This is a genomic window from Acidobacteriota bacterium (genome assembly GCA_016208495.1).
Lineage (GTDB): Bacteria > Acidobacteriota > Blastocatellia > Chloracidobacteriales > Chloracidobacteriaceae > JACQXX01.
This window is the reverse complement of the sequence record JACQXX010000003.1, coordinates 45,953-64,551: the sequence shown is the minus strand read 5'-3', so window position 1 is coordinate 64,551 and position 18,599 is coordinate 45,953. Positions and strand designations below refer to the sequence as shown.

15 protein-coding genes are annotated in these 18,599 nt (G+C 51.1%); 8 read left to right on the top strand and 7 right to left on the bottom strand.

Features of this window, described 5'->3' with window-relative positions; all coding sequences use genetic code 11:
- The first annotated feature begins 183 nt into the window (after positions 1–183).
- Complete coding sequence (locus tag HY774_00525; GenBank protein ID MBI4746944.1) at positions 184–2,235, top strand: M13 family metallopeptidase; 2,052 nt, start codon at positions 184–186, stop codon at positions 2,233–2,235.
- Positions 2,236–2,365: 130 nt separating this feature from the next.
- Entirely contained in the window at positions 2,366–2,878 is a 513-nt protein-coding gene (locus HY774_00520) for a hypothetical protein (protein MBI4746943.1), read from the top strand.
- A gap of 378 nt (positions 2,879–3,256) precedes the next feature.
- Here HY774_00520 and HY774_00515 read toward each other — a convergent pair whose 3' ends face one another.
- The 3 genes from HY774_00515 to HY774_00505 all read right to left on the bottom strand — a co-directional run bounded on the left by HY774_00515 (position 3,257) and on the right by HY774_00505 (position 6,732).
- Positions 3,257–4,798: an exo-alpha-sialidase gene (locus HY774_00515; protein ID MBI4746942.1), complete on the bottom strand. Its 1,542-nt coding sequence runs from the start codon at positions 4,796–4,798 to the stop codon at positions 3,257–3,259.
- A gap of 178 nt (positions 4,799–4,976) precedes the next feature.
- Positions 4,977–6,458, bottom strand: a complete 1,482-nt coding sequence (locus HY774_00510; protein ID MBI4746941.1) for a glutamate--tRNA ligase — start codon at positions 6,456–6,458, stop codon at positions 4,977–4,979.
- Between the two features lie 82 nt (positions 6,459–6,540).
- The gene (locus tag HY774_00505; GenBank protein MBI4746940.1) at positions 6,541–6,732 is read right to left on the bottom strand and encodes a hypothetical protein; all 192 of its coding nucleotides are present in this window, start codon (positions 6,730–6,732) and stop codon (positions 6,541–6,543) included.
- A gap of 121 nt (positions 6,733–6,853) precedes the next feature.
- Here HY774_00505 and HY774_00500 point away from each other — a divergent pair, with 121 nt between their 5' ends.
- Complete coding sequence (locus HY774_00500; protein ID MBI4746939.1) at positions 6,854–7,327, top strand: GNAT family N-acetyltransferase; 474 nt, start codon at positions 6,854–6,856, stop codon at positions 7,325–7,327.
- 70 nt (positions 7,328–7,397) lie between these two features.
- Here HY774_00500 and HY774_00495 read toward each other — a convergent pair whose 3' ends face one another.
- Entirely contained in the window at positions 7,398–7,544 is a 147-nt protein-coding gene (locus HY774_00495; protein ID MBI4746938.1) for a hypothetical protein, read from the bottom strand.
- 47 nt (positions 7,545–7,591) lie between these two features.
- Between HY774_00495 and HY774_00490 the strand changes: the two genes are divergently transcribed.
- From HY774_00490 to HY774_00470, 5 genes are all read left to right on the top strand, one after another.
- The gene (locus HY774_00490; GenBank protein MBI4746937.1) at positions 7,592–8,098 is read left to right on the top strand and encodes a hypothetical protein; all 507 of its coding nucleotides are present in this window, start codon (positions 7,592–7,594) and stop codon (positions 8,096–8,098) included.
- A 73-nt stretch (positions 8,099–8,171) separates the two neighbouring features.
- Complete coding sequence (locus tag HY774_00485; GenBank protein ID MBI4746936.1) at positions 8,172–9,197, top strand: SPFH domain-containing protein; 1,026 nt, start codon at positions 8,172–8,174, stop codon at positions 9,195–9,197.
- A gap of 165 nt (positions 9,198–9,362) precedes the next feature.
- The gene (alaS, locus tag HY774_00480) at positions 9,363–11,984 is read left to right on the top strand and encodes an alanine--tRNA ligase (protein MBI4746935.1); all 2,622 of its coding nucleotides are present in this window, start codon (positions 9,363–9,365) and stop codon (positions 11,982–11,984) included.
- 658 nt (positions 11,985–12,642) lie between these two features.
- Positions 12,643–13,161, top strand: a complete 519-nt coding sequence (locus HY774_00475) for a YcxB family protein (protein ID MBI4746934.1) — start codon at positions 12,643–12,645, stop codon at positions 13,159–13,161.
- A gap of 250 nt (positions 13,162–13,411) precedes the next feature.
- Complete coding sequence (locus HY774_00470) at positions 13,412–14,092, top strand: hypothetical protein (GenBank protein ID MBI4746933.1); 681 nt, start codon at positions 13,412–13,414, stop codon at positions 14,090–14,092.
- A gap of 577 nt (positions 14,093–14,669) precedes the next feature.
- Here the strand turns inward: HY774_00470 and HY774_00465 are convergent.
- The 3 genes from HY774_00465 to HY774_00455 form a co-directional block, all read right to left on the bottom strand.
- Complete coding sequence (locus HY774_00465) at positions 14,670–15,641, bottom strand: hypothetical protein (GenBank protein MBI4746932.1); 972 nt, start codon at positions 15,639–15,641, stop codon at positions 14,670–14,672.
- A 15-nt stretch (positions 15,642–15,656) separates the two neighbouring features.
- Positions 15,657–17,393, bottom strand: a complete 1,737-nt coding sequence (locus HY774_00460) for a SpoIIE family protein phosphatase (GenBank protein MBI4746931.1) — start codon at positions 17,391–17,393, stop codon at positions 15,657–15,659.
- A 291-nt stretch (positions 17,394–17,684) separates the two neighbouring features.
- A complete protein-coding gene (locus HY774_00455) occupies positions 17,685–18,503 on the bottom strand; it encodes an RDD family protein (protein ID MBI4746930.1) in 819 nt (272 codons plus the stop codon).
- Positions 18,504–18,599: the final 96 nt, after the last annotated feature.

Sequence of the window (18,599 nt, the reverse complement as noted above, 5' to 3'; positions counted from 1 at the left end):
TCGTTAAGGGGGGCATTCACAGGCTCAAACCAATCCAAAATCCAAATCGAACGCACCGCCAGACAGCACACGCTGTTCCGGGCCATTTTTCTTTTTTCGGCGTCTGCGTTCACCCTGCAAATCATTCCGATCACAACCGGATTCAAAAACCGGAATTGAATTCATCTTGAGGTATCATCACCCATGCGTCTGTTCGTCCAAAAGTTGTTCGTTGGAGCACTCGCCCTGAGTTTCCTGGCCGGTCCATATACGACCCTGGCCAATCACCCCAAAGCCCCGACCAATCCGGGCTTTGATCCAGCCAATCTGGATACCAAATGCAAACCCTGCGAAGATTTCAACCAGTTTGCCAATGGCGGCTGGATGGCAAAAACCCCGATTCCAGGTGCCTACCCGGCCTGGGACACCTTTAACGAAGTCCATAAACAAAACCAGGATCGAATGCGCACGATCCTGGAACAGGCTGCCGCCAATCCCAAAGCGGCCAAAGGCAGCACGGAGCAGCAAATCGGTGACTTTTATGCGTCAGGCATGGACCTCGACAAAATCGAGGCCGCCGGCATCAAGCCGCTCCAGCCAGAATTAAAGCGAATTGATGGAATTCGCAATGCTGATGAGTTGCTCACAACCTTTGCCCACTTTCAGACGATTGGAGTGACCACACCCTTTAAATTCGGCTCAGACGTAGACCTCAAGGACAGCAGCAAGGTCATTGCTGGCGTGAATCAAAGCGGATTGGGACTGCCAAATCGGGAGTACTACATCAAAACCGACGAAAAATCGGTCAAAACCCGCGAAGAGTATGTCAAACACGTCGCCAAAATGCTGGAATTGATCGGTGAAGACCCGGCATCCACCACCGAAAAAGCCAAAACCATCCTGGCAATTGAAACCAAACTGGCCGAAAAATCCATGACGCCAGTGCAATTGCGTGACCCGAACGCGGTCTATCACCTGATGACCCAGGAAGAATTCCAAAAACTCACGCCATCAATCAAATGGACGCACTTTTTCCAGGTCGTCAACCCGCCCAAGTTCACCCAGGTCAATGTCGCGCAGCCGGAATTTATGAAAGCGGTCAACGGCTTTATGACCGACATTTCCATCAATGACTGGAAGACCTATCTTCGGTGGCAACTGGTTGACAGCACAGCAGCGTACCTGTCGGCCAAATTTGTGGACCAGAATTTTGAGTTCAACAGCAAATACCTGAGCGGTGCCAAAGAACAGCAACCCCGCTGGATCAAAATCGTCAGTGCGACCCACAAGTATCTTGGTGAAGCGGTCGGTCAGGAATTTGTTCGGAAACACTTCAGTGCGGAATCCAAAAAGCGAGTCAGGGAAATCCTGAAAAATATCTCAGGTGCCTTGAGCGACCGGATTGATACGTTGAGCTGGATGAGCCCGGAGACTAAGAAGCAAGCCCAGGAAAAACTTGCCACAATTACTCCGAAAATTGGATACCCTGACAAATGGCGTGATTTCTCTTCCCTCACCATTACCCGCAACTCCTATGCGGCCAACGTGATGGCGGCCAATCAATTTGAATACAAACGGGATCTGGCCAAAATCGGCAAACCGATTGATAAAACCGAATGGTTTTCACCACCACAGGAAGTCAACGCCTATTACAACCCACTCTTCAACGAAATTGTGTTCATGGCCGGGATTCTGCAGCCACCGTTCTTTGACGCAAATGCCGATGATGCAATCAATTACGGAGGAATCGGCGCCGTGATTGGACACGAAATCATTCACGGGTTTGATGACTCTGGACGTCAGTTTGACAAAGAAGGCAATCTGAAAGACTGGTGGACCAAAGCTGACGAAACCAGCTTTGTGGCCCGTGCCGGGTGCATTGAAAAGCAATTCTCAACTTATGAAGTCGAAAAAGGCGTGAATGTAAATGGCCAACTGGTACTCGGCGAAAGTATTGCCGACCTGGGTGGGCTGAATCTGGCTTATAACGCTTTCCAGAAGTCACTGGCTGGCAAACCACGCCCCAAAGACATTGATGGATTTACCCCCGAACAACGGTTTTTCCTCGGATGGGCTCAGGTTTGGCGAGCCAATTCCCGTCCGGAATTCCTCCGGTTGCAAGTCAGCACTGACGAACACCCACCCGCCAAATTCCGCATCAATGGCCCACTTTCCAACATGCCAGCCTTTGCCAAAGCATTTGGATGCCAGGCCAATCAACCGATGGTTCGCGGTGAAGGATGTGAAATTTGGTGAAGGATGGCTTTTCAGGTAAAGAATTCCTGGGAGCGCTATACTTTTCCCTCATTCAAATTCAGTGGAAAGAAGGCTATATTGAGCTATGCATCTCTCCTACGCTCAAATTTCCCGTCGCCCAATACACCTTATGGACCTTAAAGATGTATTTCGCTTTGTATCGCCCCAGGTTCGTGAAGCAGCCCTCAAGACATCGGCCCAGTTGAATTATCTTGGCATTCGTCACGCACTGGCAGGCGGGCTTGCCGTTGGGGCTCACGGATATATTCGAGCCACAACTGATGTTGATTTTCTGGTTGGAGAAGAAGCTTTTGACCATCAGGGGATACTGGTTGCCTTCAAAGCTGGTGTTCCGATTGAAGTAGGGGGCATTCGGATTGACTATCTTTCACCGACTTCGCTTGGACACCAACTGGAAGCCGTATTGGATCACCCTCCCATGAGCGAAGGATTGGCGGTTGTTCCGATTGAAGTGCTGATTTATATGAAACTTACTGCCAGACGGCGCAAAGATCTGGTTGACGTGATTGAACTTCTGAAAGCTGGAGCTGATGAAGGACGGGTGCGGGACTATCTCAAACAATACGCCAGCGATCTTGTGCCAGCCTTTGAAGCACTTATCAATGAGGCACTTGGTGAATAATGGTAGTCAGTAGTCAGTAGTCAGTAGTCAGTAGTCAGTAGTCAGTAGTCAGTAGTCAGTAGTCAGTAGTCAGTAGCTGAGTATTGGGGAATTGAGTTCTCTGTCAAGCGGATTTGGTTCTATTTGAATCAGTTACGAACAATTCTTTTCAAGAATTCCACGGATTCAACAACCCAGGTTTTATCTACTGACTACTGACTTATCAATGACTGACGACCAGCAAATTTGTCTTACCTGTCACGGTGTCATGGTGTCAGGTTTTCGGGCGTCACCAGTGTGGTGACGCCTTTTTTTCTTCCCTGAAGCAAGAAGGTCTTTTTTCGTGTAGTTCGTGTATTTCGTGGTTTCTTCTTCTGAAATTGTGCGGTCAGTACAGGTTTATGGAACCGTGGCAAAAAACACATCTGGCTGACGGCGAAAGTTGTCAACGGCTGATGGCAGGTCAGTCCCAACCCACAGCAAGTGAAAGCCGGCACTTGATCCAGCCAGACCTATGTAATCTCCAAGAAAGAACCCTCGTGCCTGGGCGGCAAATCGCAAATCAAACGAAGCTGGGGTTACTTGTTGTGGCGCCCCAAACGTCTTTCCGCCATCGGTTGAAACCTGAAGAAACAGGTCAGTCAAAAAGCGTCGTTCCGGATCATTGGCAAAGCTGTAATAGCTTACGGCAACTTCACCAGTGGGGCTGGTTGCGACTGAAACCGTAAAACAGGGAGCGTCATCGGTGACAGCACTGACTCGTCGGGGCAGGGTCCAGGTCTCGCCTTTATCGCGAGAGGTAATGATCGTGGCCTGATCAACGCCGGTCCAGCGGGCATCCTGCCACCCAATAAACAATTCTCCTGAGGTCGGGTCTACATCGAAAGATGGTAAGAACTCGCCTGTGCGGGCACCAGCAATACCTCGATTGGTAATTTCCTGCAATTTTTTAGGTTTCGACCAGGTTCGCCCGCCGTCCATACTCTTTGAGAAAAAAAGCCAGATCCGGTTCCCCTGAATCGAGCCGCCCGCCCACACGGTATACAGGCTTCCATCTGGTCCAACTCTGGGAATCACACCAACATTGGCCCCTTTACGCCGAATCTTGATTGGGTCGCTCCAGGTTCGGCCCTCATCGGTCGAACGAGATAGAACCAGTTCCTGGCGAATCGTGGTTCCGTCAGAACCAAACACATTGGCATCCCAGGTGACATAAACAGTTCCTCGAAATGGACTGGCTGGGCTGGTGTCAACAGTAATGGTTTCCTTGTCATTAAAGTCATCAATGGACTGCACCACGGTGACGGGATTTCCCCAGGTTAACCCGCCATCAGTCGAAGCGCTCACAGCAAGGGCATTCTCTGGAGACCGCTCTTGAAATACCAAACTGACCAGATATACACGATTATCAGATCCAAATGCCACCCACGGGTCACTGGCTCGATCCCACGGTCCGCCATTGACCCGACTTAATGCGGGCACCACACTTTCCACCCATGTCTGACCACCATCAAAACTGGTCGCATAGGTCAACGCCACGGCGCCACCATTGGCAAACCGGCTGTCCTGATAGCTGGCAACCAGATTGGTTGGATTGATTGGGTTGACCGCCAGGTGTGGTTCCGCCTGGGTTTCAGCTTGTGAACCACGGTCTGACGGCACCAGATTTTGGCTCACTCGAACAGGCGACGTGAGTTCAGCCCTGATTTGGGGTTGCGGCGAAATCCGCCAGCGTTCAAAAACAGAAGGAAAGACTCCAGGCGGTTGGAGTGGCCCAAGTTTGCGAAATGGTCGCAGTTGATGATCCACCCAGGCTTGTGGCACCTGATTTTCACGCTCTGGTAAAGCCTGTGATTCCTGAGCAGTCACGTAATTCCCAGCCACCATGACACACAACCACCACCCGGTGGCGAACCAGATCACCAGTTTGTTTTTCAGCATAGATTTTTGGGGTTTCCGAAAGAGAAATGGCCTGGGATTCTTTGATGAACCGTGGCTTAAACTCTGGCTGGTTGTGCTTGAATTTGCAATGGATTTGCCCTGTGGACTCCAAAAAAATATCGCGTGGCCACCTTTGCAAAGTGGCCACGCGACCAGTTTATCTTCTATCCTTTTTCGCTCAGGCAATCTGATCCACAATCGCTCTTAATCGCCGACAGGTTCGTTCCTGACCAACGGTCACCAGCAGTTCAAACAGGCTTGGACCAACCGATTGACCGGAAACTGCGGTTCGTGAACCGTTGATGAGCAGTCCGGCTTTGACACCTTTTTCTTCGGCAAAGGCCCGAAGCGCGGCTTCAACCGTGCCGTGCGAAAATTCAGTCAAGGTCTCGAATGTGTCAGCCAGCCCAGGCAGCAATTCTTTGAGTGCAGCATCTTTGAGGTTTTTCTTGACGGCATCTGGGTCAAATTCAAATTCATCAGCAAAATACGGTTTGCCAAGCGTCACAAAATCGGTCAGCACCCGGAAGCGGGCCCGCAGCAGGTCAACCGTTTTGGCAAACCATTCTGCCTGGTCTCCGGCATAGCTGTCCTGCCACAACCCGGCTTTTTCAAGTTGTTCACGCACCAGCGGAAGCAATTTTTCAAGCGGCCAGGTTTTGATGTATTCGGCATTCATCCACAAGGCTTTCGGATCGGTGCCAATCCGTGGGTCGGTGGTATTGAGATTAAAAACAGCATTCGTATGGCTGACGCGTTCGAAGGTAAACATCTCGCGCATGTCATCGAGCGACAGAATTTCGCGGTCATCACCCGTTGACCAGCCCAGAAGCGCCAGAAAATTCAAAAAGGCATCCGGAATGAACCCGCGTTCCTGGTAATAGCGCACCGTCACCACGTTGCCGTGTTTGCGCTTCCCGATTTTGGCCCGTTTGGGATCCAAAATGAGCGGGAGATGGGCAAATTTCGGCACTGGTTTGCCAAGCGCCTGATAGAGCAGCACCTGTTTCGGTGTATTTGACAGCCCATCCTGGCCACGAATGACATGCGTCACGCCCTGGTCAGCATCATCAACCATATTGCTGAGCAGATAGAGCGGTGTTCCGTCAGACCGCATAATCACAAAGTCTTCGATGTCAGCATGGTGTTTTTCCTGTCTGCCGTAGACAAGATCTTCAAACGCCACGGCCCCGCCATCCTGCGGGACTTTGAACCGAATCACAAAGGGCCGGCCTTCGGCTTCGAACGCGGCCTGTTGCTCGGGGGTCAATTCGCGGTGGGCGCCATTGTATTTAAAAGCGACTTTGGCTTCTTCGGCGGCCTTGCGCATGGCATCGAGTTCGTCCTTGGTTTCATACGACTTGTAGGCATGCCCGGACGCTACCAGGGTTTGCGCTGCTACGCGATGATTCTCAAGGCTTTGCGTCTGGTAGAACGGACCTTCATCCCACTGCAGCCCCAGCCAGTTTAATCCATCAAAAATGGCTTCGATGGCGTCCGGGGTTGATCGTTCGAGGTCGGTGTCTTCAATTCGCAAAATAAACGTCCCGCCAAATTTGCGGGCAAAGAGCCAGTTAAAGAGTGCGGTTCGCGCTCCACCAATGTGGAGATATCCAGTCGGCGAAGGGGCAAAGCGGACTCGAACAGGTGATGTGGTCATAGGAAATACCATTTGGGGTTCAGGGTTCAGGGTTCAGGGTTCAGGGTTCAGGGTTCAGGGTTCAGGGTTCAGGGTTCAGGGTTCAGGATTTCGAAGAATAATTGGTTACAGAGTTTTCGCCGCCGTAGCGGCGGTTGAATTGAGACAGATCGTTTACGGCCTGAACCTGTGTTGAAAAGGTGATCTGGCCGATCAGCCCGAGCCCGATCACGAGGACGGTTTCTCCCAGAGCGGCTTTTGAAAGCCGAACTCCTTGCAACGCGATGGCGCCCAAAACGCCGAAAGCCGCGTGCTCGGGAGATGCAGGATTTTCAGTCTTTCACGCCAACCCATTTTTCAACTATTTCCCCATCACATTTGTTATGGTTGCAGCCTTACAACCCGCAATTTTTCCAATGACATTGTGTGATCTGTATGCCTGCTGGGCACTTGATCAGCGCTGTTTTGAAGATGGCGAAGCCTATGACTTGAGCACCATCCGCATGCTGTTGTCGAGTTCAGACTCGGTTTCTTTTAAAGTGGTTGATCATTGCGGCGAGATGAAAGGGTTTTTACTGGGCCTGGTTGACCGGACTCCGACCTATGGCGCTCCGGTTGGCGGTCATATCGTGGCGGTTGGCGTTGCTCCCGAGGCGCGTTGCCAGGGCTATGGACGATGGCTGATTCAGCAAGCTGAACTTGGTTTTGCGTTCCAGGGAGCACATCTGGTGTACCTTGAAGTCCGGGTTTCAAATCTGACAGCGTACCGACTTTATTGTACTCTAGGCTACACCATTGCTGAGGCCAAACCCCGTTATTACGCCAATGGTGAAGATGGCCTCAAAATGATCAAATTGATTCAAACTGCTTTTGTTGAACCCAGAGACTGAAAAGACATCGGGCTCAGGGCGATTGAAAGGATGAGGGATGAAGGATGAGGGATGAAATGAAACCAATTCTTCAACCCAACGTCTTCAGCCCCAAGTCCGGTTTCTTCAGCCCGATGTCTTCAGCCCTGATTTTAGGGCTCAGGGCTTGGGGCTGAAAACTCGCAAGCTCGGGGCTAAAGAAAACGAGAGGGTTCATTCCCAATTCTTTATTCTTCATTCTCAAATTCTTCATTCTTCATTCTATTCCAAACAGGAGACCTGCTGATGTTTAACGTCAACAGCCGAAAAAACTGGCTTGAACGATTGGCCGATAAAATCCCTGGTCTGGGAGATTATCTGGATCGTGACCGCCGGCGTGAAATTGACAAAGTACTGCGCGAACAGGTGGCTGACCGGTTGCGCCATATTAAAACCATTCCCAACAATGTGTTGCGGGACTTGAGCGATAATGGCCGGCTGTTTGAAGTTGGCCCGCTGGATCGAATTTTGAAAAAGCTCGACAAAATGGAAAATCGGATTCGGTTTGCGACCTATGGCTATTCTGGATTCTTTGATGCAGTGAAAATTGACGATTTTGAACTTGATCAAATCTACCAGTTTGACCTGACCTTGCTGGATCTGGCGGAAATTATCGAGGCAGACGCCAATGTGGTGGCGGCCCAGGCGGGTGAAGCCGCCACGTTGAAAGCCGCCGCCGCCGCGCTTGAGAAAAATATTGACGCGCTCGATGCCAAATTCACCGAACGCTACAATAAGATCAACACAGTCTAAGGAAAGCTGACCGAATTGCCACCCGCTGACGCAGGGTGGTACGGACAATTCTTCATTCAACAAGGTGATTCACATGCCAGAAGTAATTCAGTTTTTCGACAATTCAGGCCGCGCGCTGGTGCACCGGTATCCACCACAAGGTTCAACCAACATCACCTGGGGATCGCAATTGATTGTCCAGGAAAATCAGACAGCCGTCTTTTTTCGGGATGGTCGGGCACTCGATACCTTTGGACCAGGAAGACACACCCTATCAACGATGAATCTGCCGCTGATTTCGTCACTTCCAGGGCTCTTTTTTGGCGGCAATTCCCCGTTTCAGGCTTCGGTCTTGTTTATTGGGCGTCAGACGTTCCAGGATTTGAAGTGGGGGACGAAAGCCCCAATTTTGCTCCAGGATCCACAGCTTGGACCGATTAACCTGCGGGCGTTTGGGAAATACTCGCTCCGCGTGGTTGATCCACAACTGTTTTCAGCCACGGTGGTTGGCACCCGTGGCCGGGTTACAACGGAACAGGTTGAAGACTTCCTGCGCGACCTGATCGTCCAGCAGTTGTCTGATTTGCTTGGTGAAAATTTCAATTCGGTCTTTAAACTGGCCTCGCTCTACAACGAAATCGCCGCCGGCACCAAAGGCCGCGCCGCCGATGACTTTGCCAAGCAAGGCATGGAACTGGTTGATTTGACCGTTGGGGCGATTACCCTGCCCGAAGAAGTCCAAAAACGAATTGACGAAGGCGCCGGAATGCGCGCCCTGGGTGATATGAACGCCTATATGCAATTCCAGACCGCCCAGGCCCTGCGCGATGCCGCCAACAATCCTGGCGGTGCTGGCGAAGGGCTTGGACTTGGCATGGGCATTGGGATGGGGCAGGCCATGGCTGGTCGTATGGCACCACCACCACCTCAGTACCCAGGCTATCCACCGCCAGGGTATCCACCACCACCGGGCTACCCGCAGCAGCCACCGCCGGGCGCAGCAGCACCAGTAGATGACATTGAAGCCCGACTGGAAAAACTGCTCAACTTAAAGAACAAGGGCTTGATCACTGAAGACGAGTATCAAACCCGCCGCAATAAAATCTTGGAAGAAATTTGACAACCTTGCTGAACACGCTCCGGTGCAGTTGGTGCGGAAAGGACAAAAAAGACGGGACTCGATTCATTCCTTCTTTTTTGTCCTTTCAGTCCTTTCAGTCCTTGTTATCCACGGGCAGTCACTGTACCGAACTATTTCACCTTAACCCTTTTCTCAGGAACTCAAATGACAGGACACGAAATTCGCCAAAAATTTCTGGATTACTTTGCCAAACATGGCCACCGGATTGTGAAAAGCTCTTCGCTGATGCCGCCCGACGACACACTCCTTTTCACCAACGCCGGGATGAATCAGTTTAAAGATGTCTTCACTGGCCGTGAAACGCGTGACTATTCCCGCGCGACAACCTCCCAAAAGTGTATTCGAGCCGGTGGCAAACATAACGACCTGGAAGAAGTCGGAAAAACCGCCCGTCACCATACCTTTTTTGAAATGCTGGGAAATTTCTCCTTTGGCGATTATTTCAAAGAAGAAGCCATCGTCTTTGCCTGGGACCTGCTCCTGAAGGAATTTGGCCTCCCGCTCGAACGGCTGTGGTTCACCGTGTATGAAGATGACGACGAAGCGATTGAACTCTGGCGCAAAGTCGGCGCGCCGACAAATCGAATTTTGCGATTTGGGAAAAAAGATAACTTCTGGCAAATGGGCGACATCGGGCCCTGTGGCCCCTGCTCGGAAATTCACTATTTCCAGGGTGAAGATATGGCTGACAATTTGCCGGAATATGTCAACGGCCACGGCGACACCACCATGGAAATCTGGAATCTGGTCTTTATGCAGTATGAACGGTCAGCCGATGGAACCCTGACCCCGCTGCCGAAACCATCGGTTGATACTGGTGCCGGGTTGGAACGGGTGGCAGCCGTCATCCAGGGCAAGCCATCCAACTACGAAACCGACCTGATTCGACCCATTATTGATTTCATTGCCAGCCTGGCGGGAAAAGACTATGCCTATGACATGGAAGACGACCATGTATCAATGCGGGTGATTTCTGATCATGCCCGAACCACAGCCTTTGCACTGGCTGACGGAATTTATCCTGGGAATAAGGGCCGCAACTATGTGCTCCGCAAAATTATGCGTCGAGCCATCTGGCACGGACGGCGGCTCGGGATGGAAGATTTGTTTCTCTACAAGGTCACCAACTTTGTGATTGACCACATGGCCGGCGCCTTCCCTGAATTAAGAACGCAGGCCAATGAAGTTGAACGCGCAACCCTGACCGAAGAGAAACTATTTAGCTCAACCCTGAACAACGGCACGAAAAAGCTGAATGAAATCTTTGCGCGGAGTGAAAATGGGGTTGTCTCTGGCCAGGACGCCTTCACACTCTATGACACCTACGGCCTGCCAATTGATATGACCGTCTTCATTGCCGAACAAAACAAGATGACGGTTGATGTCGAAGAATATGAAGCCATTCTGGAAGGCCGAAAAAAAGCCGACCGCGAGAGCTGGAAAGGTGTCCTGGCCCAGGTCAAAGAAGTCTATCAATCAGTCCACAATGGCATTCCAACGGTCTTTACTGGCTATGAAGGCACAGCGCTGGCGGAAACCAAAATCCGGGGATTGATTCGCGAAGACCAGGTGGTTGACGTTTTGAAGGCAGGCGAAACTGGCGAAATCATCCTTGAACGGACGCCGTTTTACGCCGAGTCTGGCGGTCAGGTTGGCGATACCGGATTGATTGAAAGCATTTCGGCAACGGCTCGGGTCAGTAATACCTACGCCCCAGTTTCGGGCCTGACGGCGCATAAAGTCACGATTGAAACCGGTGAGTTCAAAGTCGGAGACCTGGTTTCGGCCACGGTTGACGCGCAGCGGCGCCAGCGAATCGTCCTCAACCACTCGGCAACGCACCTGTTGCACGCGGCGTTGAAGGAAGTGCTTGGGCCGCACGTCAAACAGGCTGGAAGCGAAGTCGCGCCAGACCGGCTCCGGTTTGATTTCACCCATTTTGCACCACTCACCCAGGAAGAAATCACTGAAATTGAGCGACTGGTCAACAATGAAATCCGACGCAATACCGGGGTCTCGAAAATCGAAATGGACCTCGATGCAGCCATCGAAGGCGGCGCCATGGCCCTGTTTGGCGAAAAATATGGCAGCCGGGTGCGAGTGGTCGAAGTCCCAGGGTTCTCGAAAGAACTCTGTGGCGGAACGCACGTCAATGCCACCGGCGATATCGGACTGCTCAAAATCGTGAGTGACGCATCCATTGCTTCTGGCACCCGCCGGATGATTGCCGTCACCGGTGAGGCGGCATTTGCCCGGTATCAACAGGAAGAAGCTGTGCTTGATCAGGTCGCCGGAACACTGAAATCGGCCACGACCGAAATTCCCGCCCAGGTTGAGAAACTGCAAGTGTCGCTTCGAACGGCAGAACGTGAAATCGAATCACTCAAACTCAAACTCGCCAACCTGAGCGCCGTCAACGCACTGGCTGAGGCGCGCGAAGTCGGTGGTATCAAGGTCCTCTCCCACGAAGTCGAAGACCTCGACAAATCCGGCATGCGCAGCCTGGCAGACTCGCTGGTTCAAAAACTTGGTCAGGGTGTTGTGGTGCTCGGCAAACGGGAAGGCGACAAAGTTGCCCTGCTGGTCCGGGTGGCTGATGACCTGACCAAACGCCTGCAAGCCGGCAAAATCGTCAAAGAGCTGGCCGCGATTGTCGGTGGTGGCGGTGGCGGTAAACCCGACCTGGCCGAAGCTGGCGGACGCGATGCTTCAAAACTTCCTGAAGCACTGAATGCGGCTAGCTCTGTGGTTGGAAGAATGGTTTAGATTGAAGATTAGAGACTGTTTGGAAATTCACCAAAGCCAGGGCACGGGTTTTCGTTCCGGAGGAATGGTTGAGTTGAGACCGGTCCTTCAGGGCCGGGAACCTGAGGGTGAGGATGAATGAGGGGCAAGGTGCGGCGATTTGGATGGTTTCCAGCCCTGAAGGACTGGGCTCAACGCACATCCCGGCTCGGCAGCGAAATCGAACCCCGAATTTCCAAACAGTCTCTTAGAGACTGTTTGGAAATTCAGTGTTTGAACCTGCGAAGCGGGTGGAAGGCTCGTAGCCCAGGGTGAGTCTTCGAACCCTGGGACCACATGACGTTCCGAATTGAGCCTCCGAAGGGGGCGCCGGCAGTCTTCGACACGCTGGCCGACACCCGCTTCGCAGGTTTGAACCAGGAGGGGCTCGGTTCCCCGGACTCCGCTGCGCTCCATCCGGGGCTACGAGCCAGCCACCCGCTTCGCGGGTTCAAGAACAATTTTCTTTTAAATCAATACCTTACGGAGATTCCAAGAATTTCCAAACAATCTCTTAGAGGGTAGAAAGAGAGAAACTAAACCTACGTTTTTCTTTTTCCCTTCACCCAATCTTCTCCAAAAGTCTCTTTGGAATCAAAAAACTGTGTTTTACTGTTAGCTGAGTGAAAGGAGGTGTTTAATGATCAAAGCATCATTTACTTTTTCAGATGATTTTCTGATTGAGGCCAACCGAAGATATCGTCAACAGAAGCGAATATTGGGTATAAAAACCTCTTTTTTGATATCTCTTTTGTTTTTATTAATTTTAGCTTTTCCATCAATCATGTTTTTTCGTCTGGGTAAGCCCCAACTTTGTATTGTTTTATTGCCATTTCTCTTCCTTGCCTCTTTTCAGAGGTTGATTGAAGAAAAGATTATTCGGTGGAGATTTGTTTCTTCTCCATATCGCAATGATCGTTTGACCATCGAATTTTCTGAAGATGGTTTTCATGGTTGGTCTGAAATACAGAACAGTACCCTTCACTGGGGAGTGTTCTCAAAGGTGGTTCAGTTCAAAGATGGATTTCTTCTCTTTCAAGGTCCAAACCTCTGTAACTGGATACCAATCACATCATTAGCAAATCCTAACCAAGTTTCCGAGTTACTTGATCTCTTAAAAAGAAAAATCCCTAAGTTTGAAATCTTTGATGAAGTTTAACTTTGGGGCATAGGTGAAACGAACCGTACCCATGTTTGTTGTGTTTCCATTTACACAAATTTCAGTATTCGGTTTGAAATCCAGAACCATGGCGTTGATCTTGGTTGCAATGTTTGCTGGATGTCGAGCCTCTACCAATGATCAATCACAACATCCTTCCCTTCCTCCTGTGGTGTCAGCTCCCCAAACCGTTGAACCTCCCAGCCAGCAACATTTAAATCCAGGTCGTGTGATCCACGTTCTGGTTGCACTGTGCGATAACCAGTATCAAGGAATTGTTCCCGTTCCTGCCAGAATCGGAAATGGCGACGATCCACCACATAATTTGTACTGGGGCTGTGAATTTGGGGTCAAAACCCATTTGAAGAGAGCCCAGGAATGGAAGGTGGTTTCCGAAATTCAGACGCCGAAACCCGGTGTGCTTGAGCGGGTGATTTTTCAGCATCGGACGAAACCAGTGTTCCTGGTTGCAGATGCCTATCAAGGCCGCGAAATCAAACAGTGTACGCTTGATCTTTTGCGCTTTGCGGCAGGAGGTGGGACAGAGACGATTGCTATTCCTGGTGGGTCGTCACCAGTTTATGCCGGAGGCTCGTCCCACTTGCTGGCCTATGTTGGCCACGATGGCCTGATGGATTTTCAACTTGATGCGATTCCTCAGCGCCAGGACCAGTCAAAACGGGAGGTGATCATTCTGGCCTGTATCAGTCAGAAGTATTTTTCAGACCCGTTGAAACAAACCGGTGCCCAGCCACTCCTGTGGACAACTGGACTGATGGCACCCGAAGCCTATGTATTGAAAGCTGGGATTGATGGATGGATTGCAACTGAATCAGGTGAGGCGATTCGAAGCCGGGCGGCAAAAGCCTATAACACCTATCAGAAATGTGGGATGAAGGGCGCGATGCGGTTATTTGCAACTGGCTGGTAATATGTTGGGGCTTGGGGCATAAGCGCCAGGATAAGGAAACAGAGCCCGATCTGGACAAGGGGACAAGCGGACAAAGGGGACAAGGAGAAAAAATATTCTCCCGCTCTCAACGTCAGTCGGAGGATCTCCTTGTCTCCTTGTCTCCCTGTCTCCCCAGCTCCTTGTCTCAAACAGGCTCTCATTTCCTTATCCTGGCGCTTATGGGGGCTTAGGGACTGTAAAAAATCAACTTCCCGTTTTCTTTTGGGAATCAGGCATTTGGATTGAGCATCCTGAAAGGCTGCCGTTCGGATAGCCGGTGGTTGCGGCTCCTCGCTTCGCCCGCGCCCCGCAGGGGCCCGGGCGAAGCGAGGAACAACAGGGGTGGCCGTTGGATCCGGTGGTAGGCCCAAAGCGGCCAACCGACCGGCTATCCGAACGGCAACGCTTCGCGGTGCAAGACCAAAACCTGGACGTGGCAGAACGCGCCCCAGGAACTTATTTTTTAACGCTCCCTTGGGGCAATTGAAGAGATGAGGGATGAAGGATGAGGGATGAAGAAAGGGCTCAGGGCTTAGGGCTTGGTGCCAGTCACCAGTCACTCAACCGAAGTCTCCAACTTAACCACAAAATCCTCCAGACTTTGAGCCATAATGGCATTTAACTGATGGGTGTTTAAGAGATCGTCATTTTGAATTGTCTGGATCTTTTTGATGACGGCAGGAGAAATTTCGCCAAAGCGTGCCTTGAGCGTCAGTAGAATCATTTCAATTTTTGACTCGACTCGTCCTTCGGCTTTTCCTTCGGCTTTTCCTCGGGCTTCGGCCATACGTTCGATAGTCGTCACATAAGGCATATGATGTTCCTCCTCATATTCTTCCAGGTCCTTCTGAAATCCTTGCTCCAAATCCTGTGGCAAATACATAAACCAGTCTATCAGCCGAAAGAGTTTTCGCACATCCTCCGCCGCATACCCTTTTTCATAGAGTGACCGAACAATCCGAAACTTCCATTCACGCCGGGTTTGGGGTTCGTGTTTGGTGGTCATCGTTTTGAGGTGGGCCAACACAATTGGAGCAAACCGGTTCTGGCTCTGCTCCAGGCCCTCAATATTCAGATTGATCAATTTCACAATGGGAAACCGAACTCCCATTTCATAGCCCCAAAAAGACCATCCAAAGGCTTTTGGCACCCAGTCCGGGTTTGGGTCTCCCAGCACGACCAGGCTCACAATGTGTTTTTCAAATTCGTCAAACAGCCGGGCGTCAAACCGAAAGATCCGCCTGGGAAAATCAGCTTCCCACTGGCCTTGAACCTCGACATGGATCAGCACCCACCGGGTTTCACCTTCGTGGGTTTGGACTTCTTTGAGTTTATCGGCAATTTGTCGCCCCAGTTTGGCGGTAGCCGTCACTTTCTGGAATTCTTTGTCGCGTGGTTGAGGAGCAATGTCCCAATTTATCCCATCGTGAACCATCGGAAACAACAGCTCCAGGAAGTCCTTAAAATATTCATCCAGGGCTTCTTTCCAGGGACTATCATAGTCATCATTGACAAGTTTATCTTCCAAGCCTCAATCCTCCGTTTACCTGAGTCGTTTCAGAACCACCAGTGTCATGTCATCAGCCTGGGGTTCTTTGCCGACAAAATGGCTGAGTGCTTCATCAATCCGGTCACGAAGCTGGGAAGCATTGGCGTGATTATGGCGTCGAATCACTTCTATCAGCCGTTGCTCACCAAACAATTCATCGTGTTCATTGACGCCTTCGGTCACTCCGTCACTGTAAATCACCAAAATATCCCCTGGATCAATCACAATCTGTTCGGATTCATAGGGAAAATCAACCGTAATCCCAGCCGGGAGCCCTGTGGCACCGAGTTCTTCAACCGACTTGTCCGCACGAACCAGGAGCGCGGCATTGTGCCCGGCACTGGCATAGGTCATGGTGCCGGTCGGTGGGCACAGTTCACCACAAAACAGGGTCAGGAACTTGTTTTCCGGTGAATTTTCCGTGATGTAGGCGTTGACCTCCGACACAATATCTTCCACCGGGCGTCCGGTCTGGGCCTGAGCCCGGAGTGAAGCGTGCAGGCTTGACATCATTAATGCCGCACCAATTCCCTTTCCGGAGACATCTCCCACCGCAACAATCCAGTTTCGGTCACGACATTGAATAAAATCATAGTAATCGCCACCAATTTCACGGCACGGGAAGCTGATGCCCATCACGTCATAGCCATCAATTTTGGGCTGGCGGGCTGGATGCAAACTCAACTGGATTTCACTGGCCACCTTTAACTCTTCGTCAATCCGCCGTTTTTCCAGTTGTTCTTCCATCAACCGGACATTATCAATCTTAATGGCTGACACGCGGGCAATCGTGGTGATAACGCCCAGATCTTCCTGGCTAAACCGGCTGGTTCCGTAATGCGAATCCACATAAATCATCCCCAACACTTCATCGCCGGTATGCGCAAGCGGAACCGCCATAATTGACCGGATGTTACTGAGCATAATCGAATTTCGCTGTGAAAACCGTGGATCCTGCTGAGCATCTGAGGTTAACACCGAGGTACATTCGCTGAGTACCGTGTCAATAATTGACCGACTGATTTTTACTTCCTCATTGACCAGTTGGTCAGTATTTCCAGTCTTTGTCCGGGCGGCTTTAAGCAACAATTCACCGGTTGGACTGGTGAGAAAGATGTACCCTCGCTCAGCAGCCACAGCATCAAAGACCAGATCCAAAATCAACTTGAGGGTTTCGTCCAGTGACCGTTCTGAGAGCAACGTTTCAACCACTTTGCTGACCACTGCCAGCAAATCGCGCTGCTTGTCGAGCACTCCGAGTTGAGGTGTCAGAATTCCGGTTTTGTCACTGAGCCTGTCCCGGCCCGCCATTTCGCTAATCACCGATGTCAACAAGCTGTCTTTCTTGTTGGCGCCGCTCCGCCCCATGATTGTCGCTTCGGGGGCCGTTGTCCAATCGGCATCTGAAAGCAGAATATTGGCACTGTAGGACCCGGTTGAGTCCGACTCACGAAAGTGAATCTGTGTTTCCCCAATTCGAATGATATCTCCGATCAGAAGCGGCAACGTTCCAGACATTCGAATTCCATTATGGTAGGTCCCGTTGGCACTTCCCATATCAGTAATGAAAAAGCTCTCGTTTTCCCGACGAACTTCGGCATGAACGCGCGAAGCAAATGGATCATTCAAGCAAATATCATTGCGCGAAGAACGCCCAATCGTGGTGCGCACTTTCTGCACGGCAACTTCATAATTCATTCCATTGGCTTGCTGGACAAATAAAAGTGGCATATCCAAATCGGCCCTTAACGTGACAACCAGAGAATTTGGGGAGTGGTACGTGACGGTAAACAAGACTGCTGGAACAGATTTGGGACGACACCGCATTCCACCAGGAAGGTGCCGTTCAAGCTGTCAAAAGCGGGGTTATGGGCATTGACTGGTGATTGATCCACAAGGAACTGTGGAATCACAAGAACGATGGATGCGAGGGGAAACCAGTTATGAATTATAAATTATGAGATTCATACCTGATGGAGACCAGGGTAGGCTGATTCATAATTCATAATTTTGTGCAGGCGGCTATACATCTAACCGAACAACCAGCGTGTGCGCAAGCTTGTCGTGCCATCCCTGTTGCCGACGATCCCACAACATCCACAGAAAACCGAGACCAAAAATCAGGGACAGTGGGTAGCCAATGAGATGGCGTTTGAGAATATGCATCACTGAAACCGGAGCAAAACTGGTCTGGATAATCCGAATCCCAACCAGCCATTTTCCAAGGGTTTGTCCCTGGCGAGCCGGAAGCAACAGGTGATTGGCAATCACAAGAATCCCAAACACCCAGTATCCCAACCCCTGAAGTGAATAGGAAATTGCCGGGTTTTGTTTGGCCAACAGAGCAGCAATTGGCCACCACACCAAAAACCACAGCATATACAGCGAAAAATCAAACATGCCGGCACCAAATCGAAGCCCAAACCCAGCCTGTTGAAAAGGCCCAATCAACACATTGGTGGGTGGCGCCAGTGAAAAGTCTTCAGGCCGCACGCTAAGCATCAATGGGTCTTCACTTTTGCGCTCGCCACCGGTACCCTCCGATTCGGGGGGAGCCAGGGCTGGCAGCGGCAGATTACTCAGTGACTGGTATTTCCACTCCTGGGCTGGTCCTTCAGTGACTGGACTGGCGCCCCCACTCCCTTTGGCAGGTAAGGCAGAACCAGCCGGTGGGGCCACAGCCAGTCGGGGAGGAGACCCCAGCGTTTTCGTCACTTGAACGGAGCCGGCTGAATTTCGAAGTGGTGCCCCAGCACTCTCTGATGCCGGTTGCGGCGAACCGCAAAACCGACAAAACTTTCCAGACCGTGCAAGTTCCTGATTGCAATTGCGACAACGCATGCTCAACTCTCGTTCAATTGGTTTGCAACTCCTGTTTGGTGGTGGGGCTGACACCAAACCCCAGCTCAGGGTTTGTTTCCACCAACCTGGGTCCCA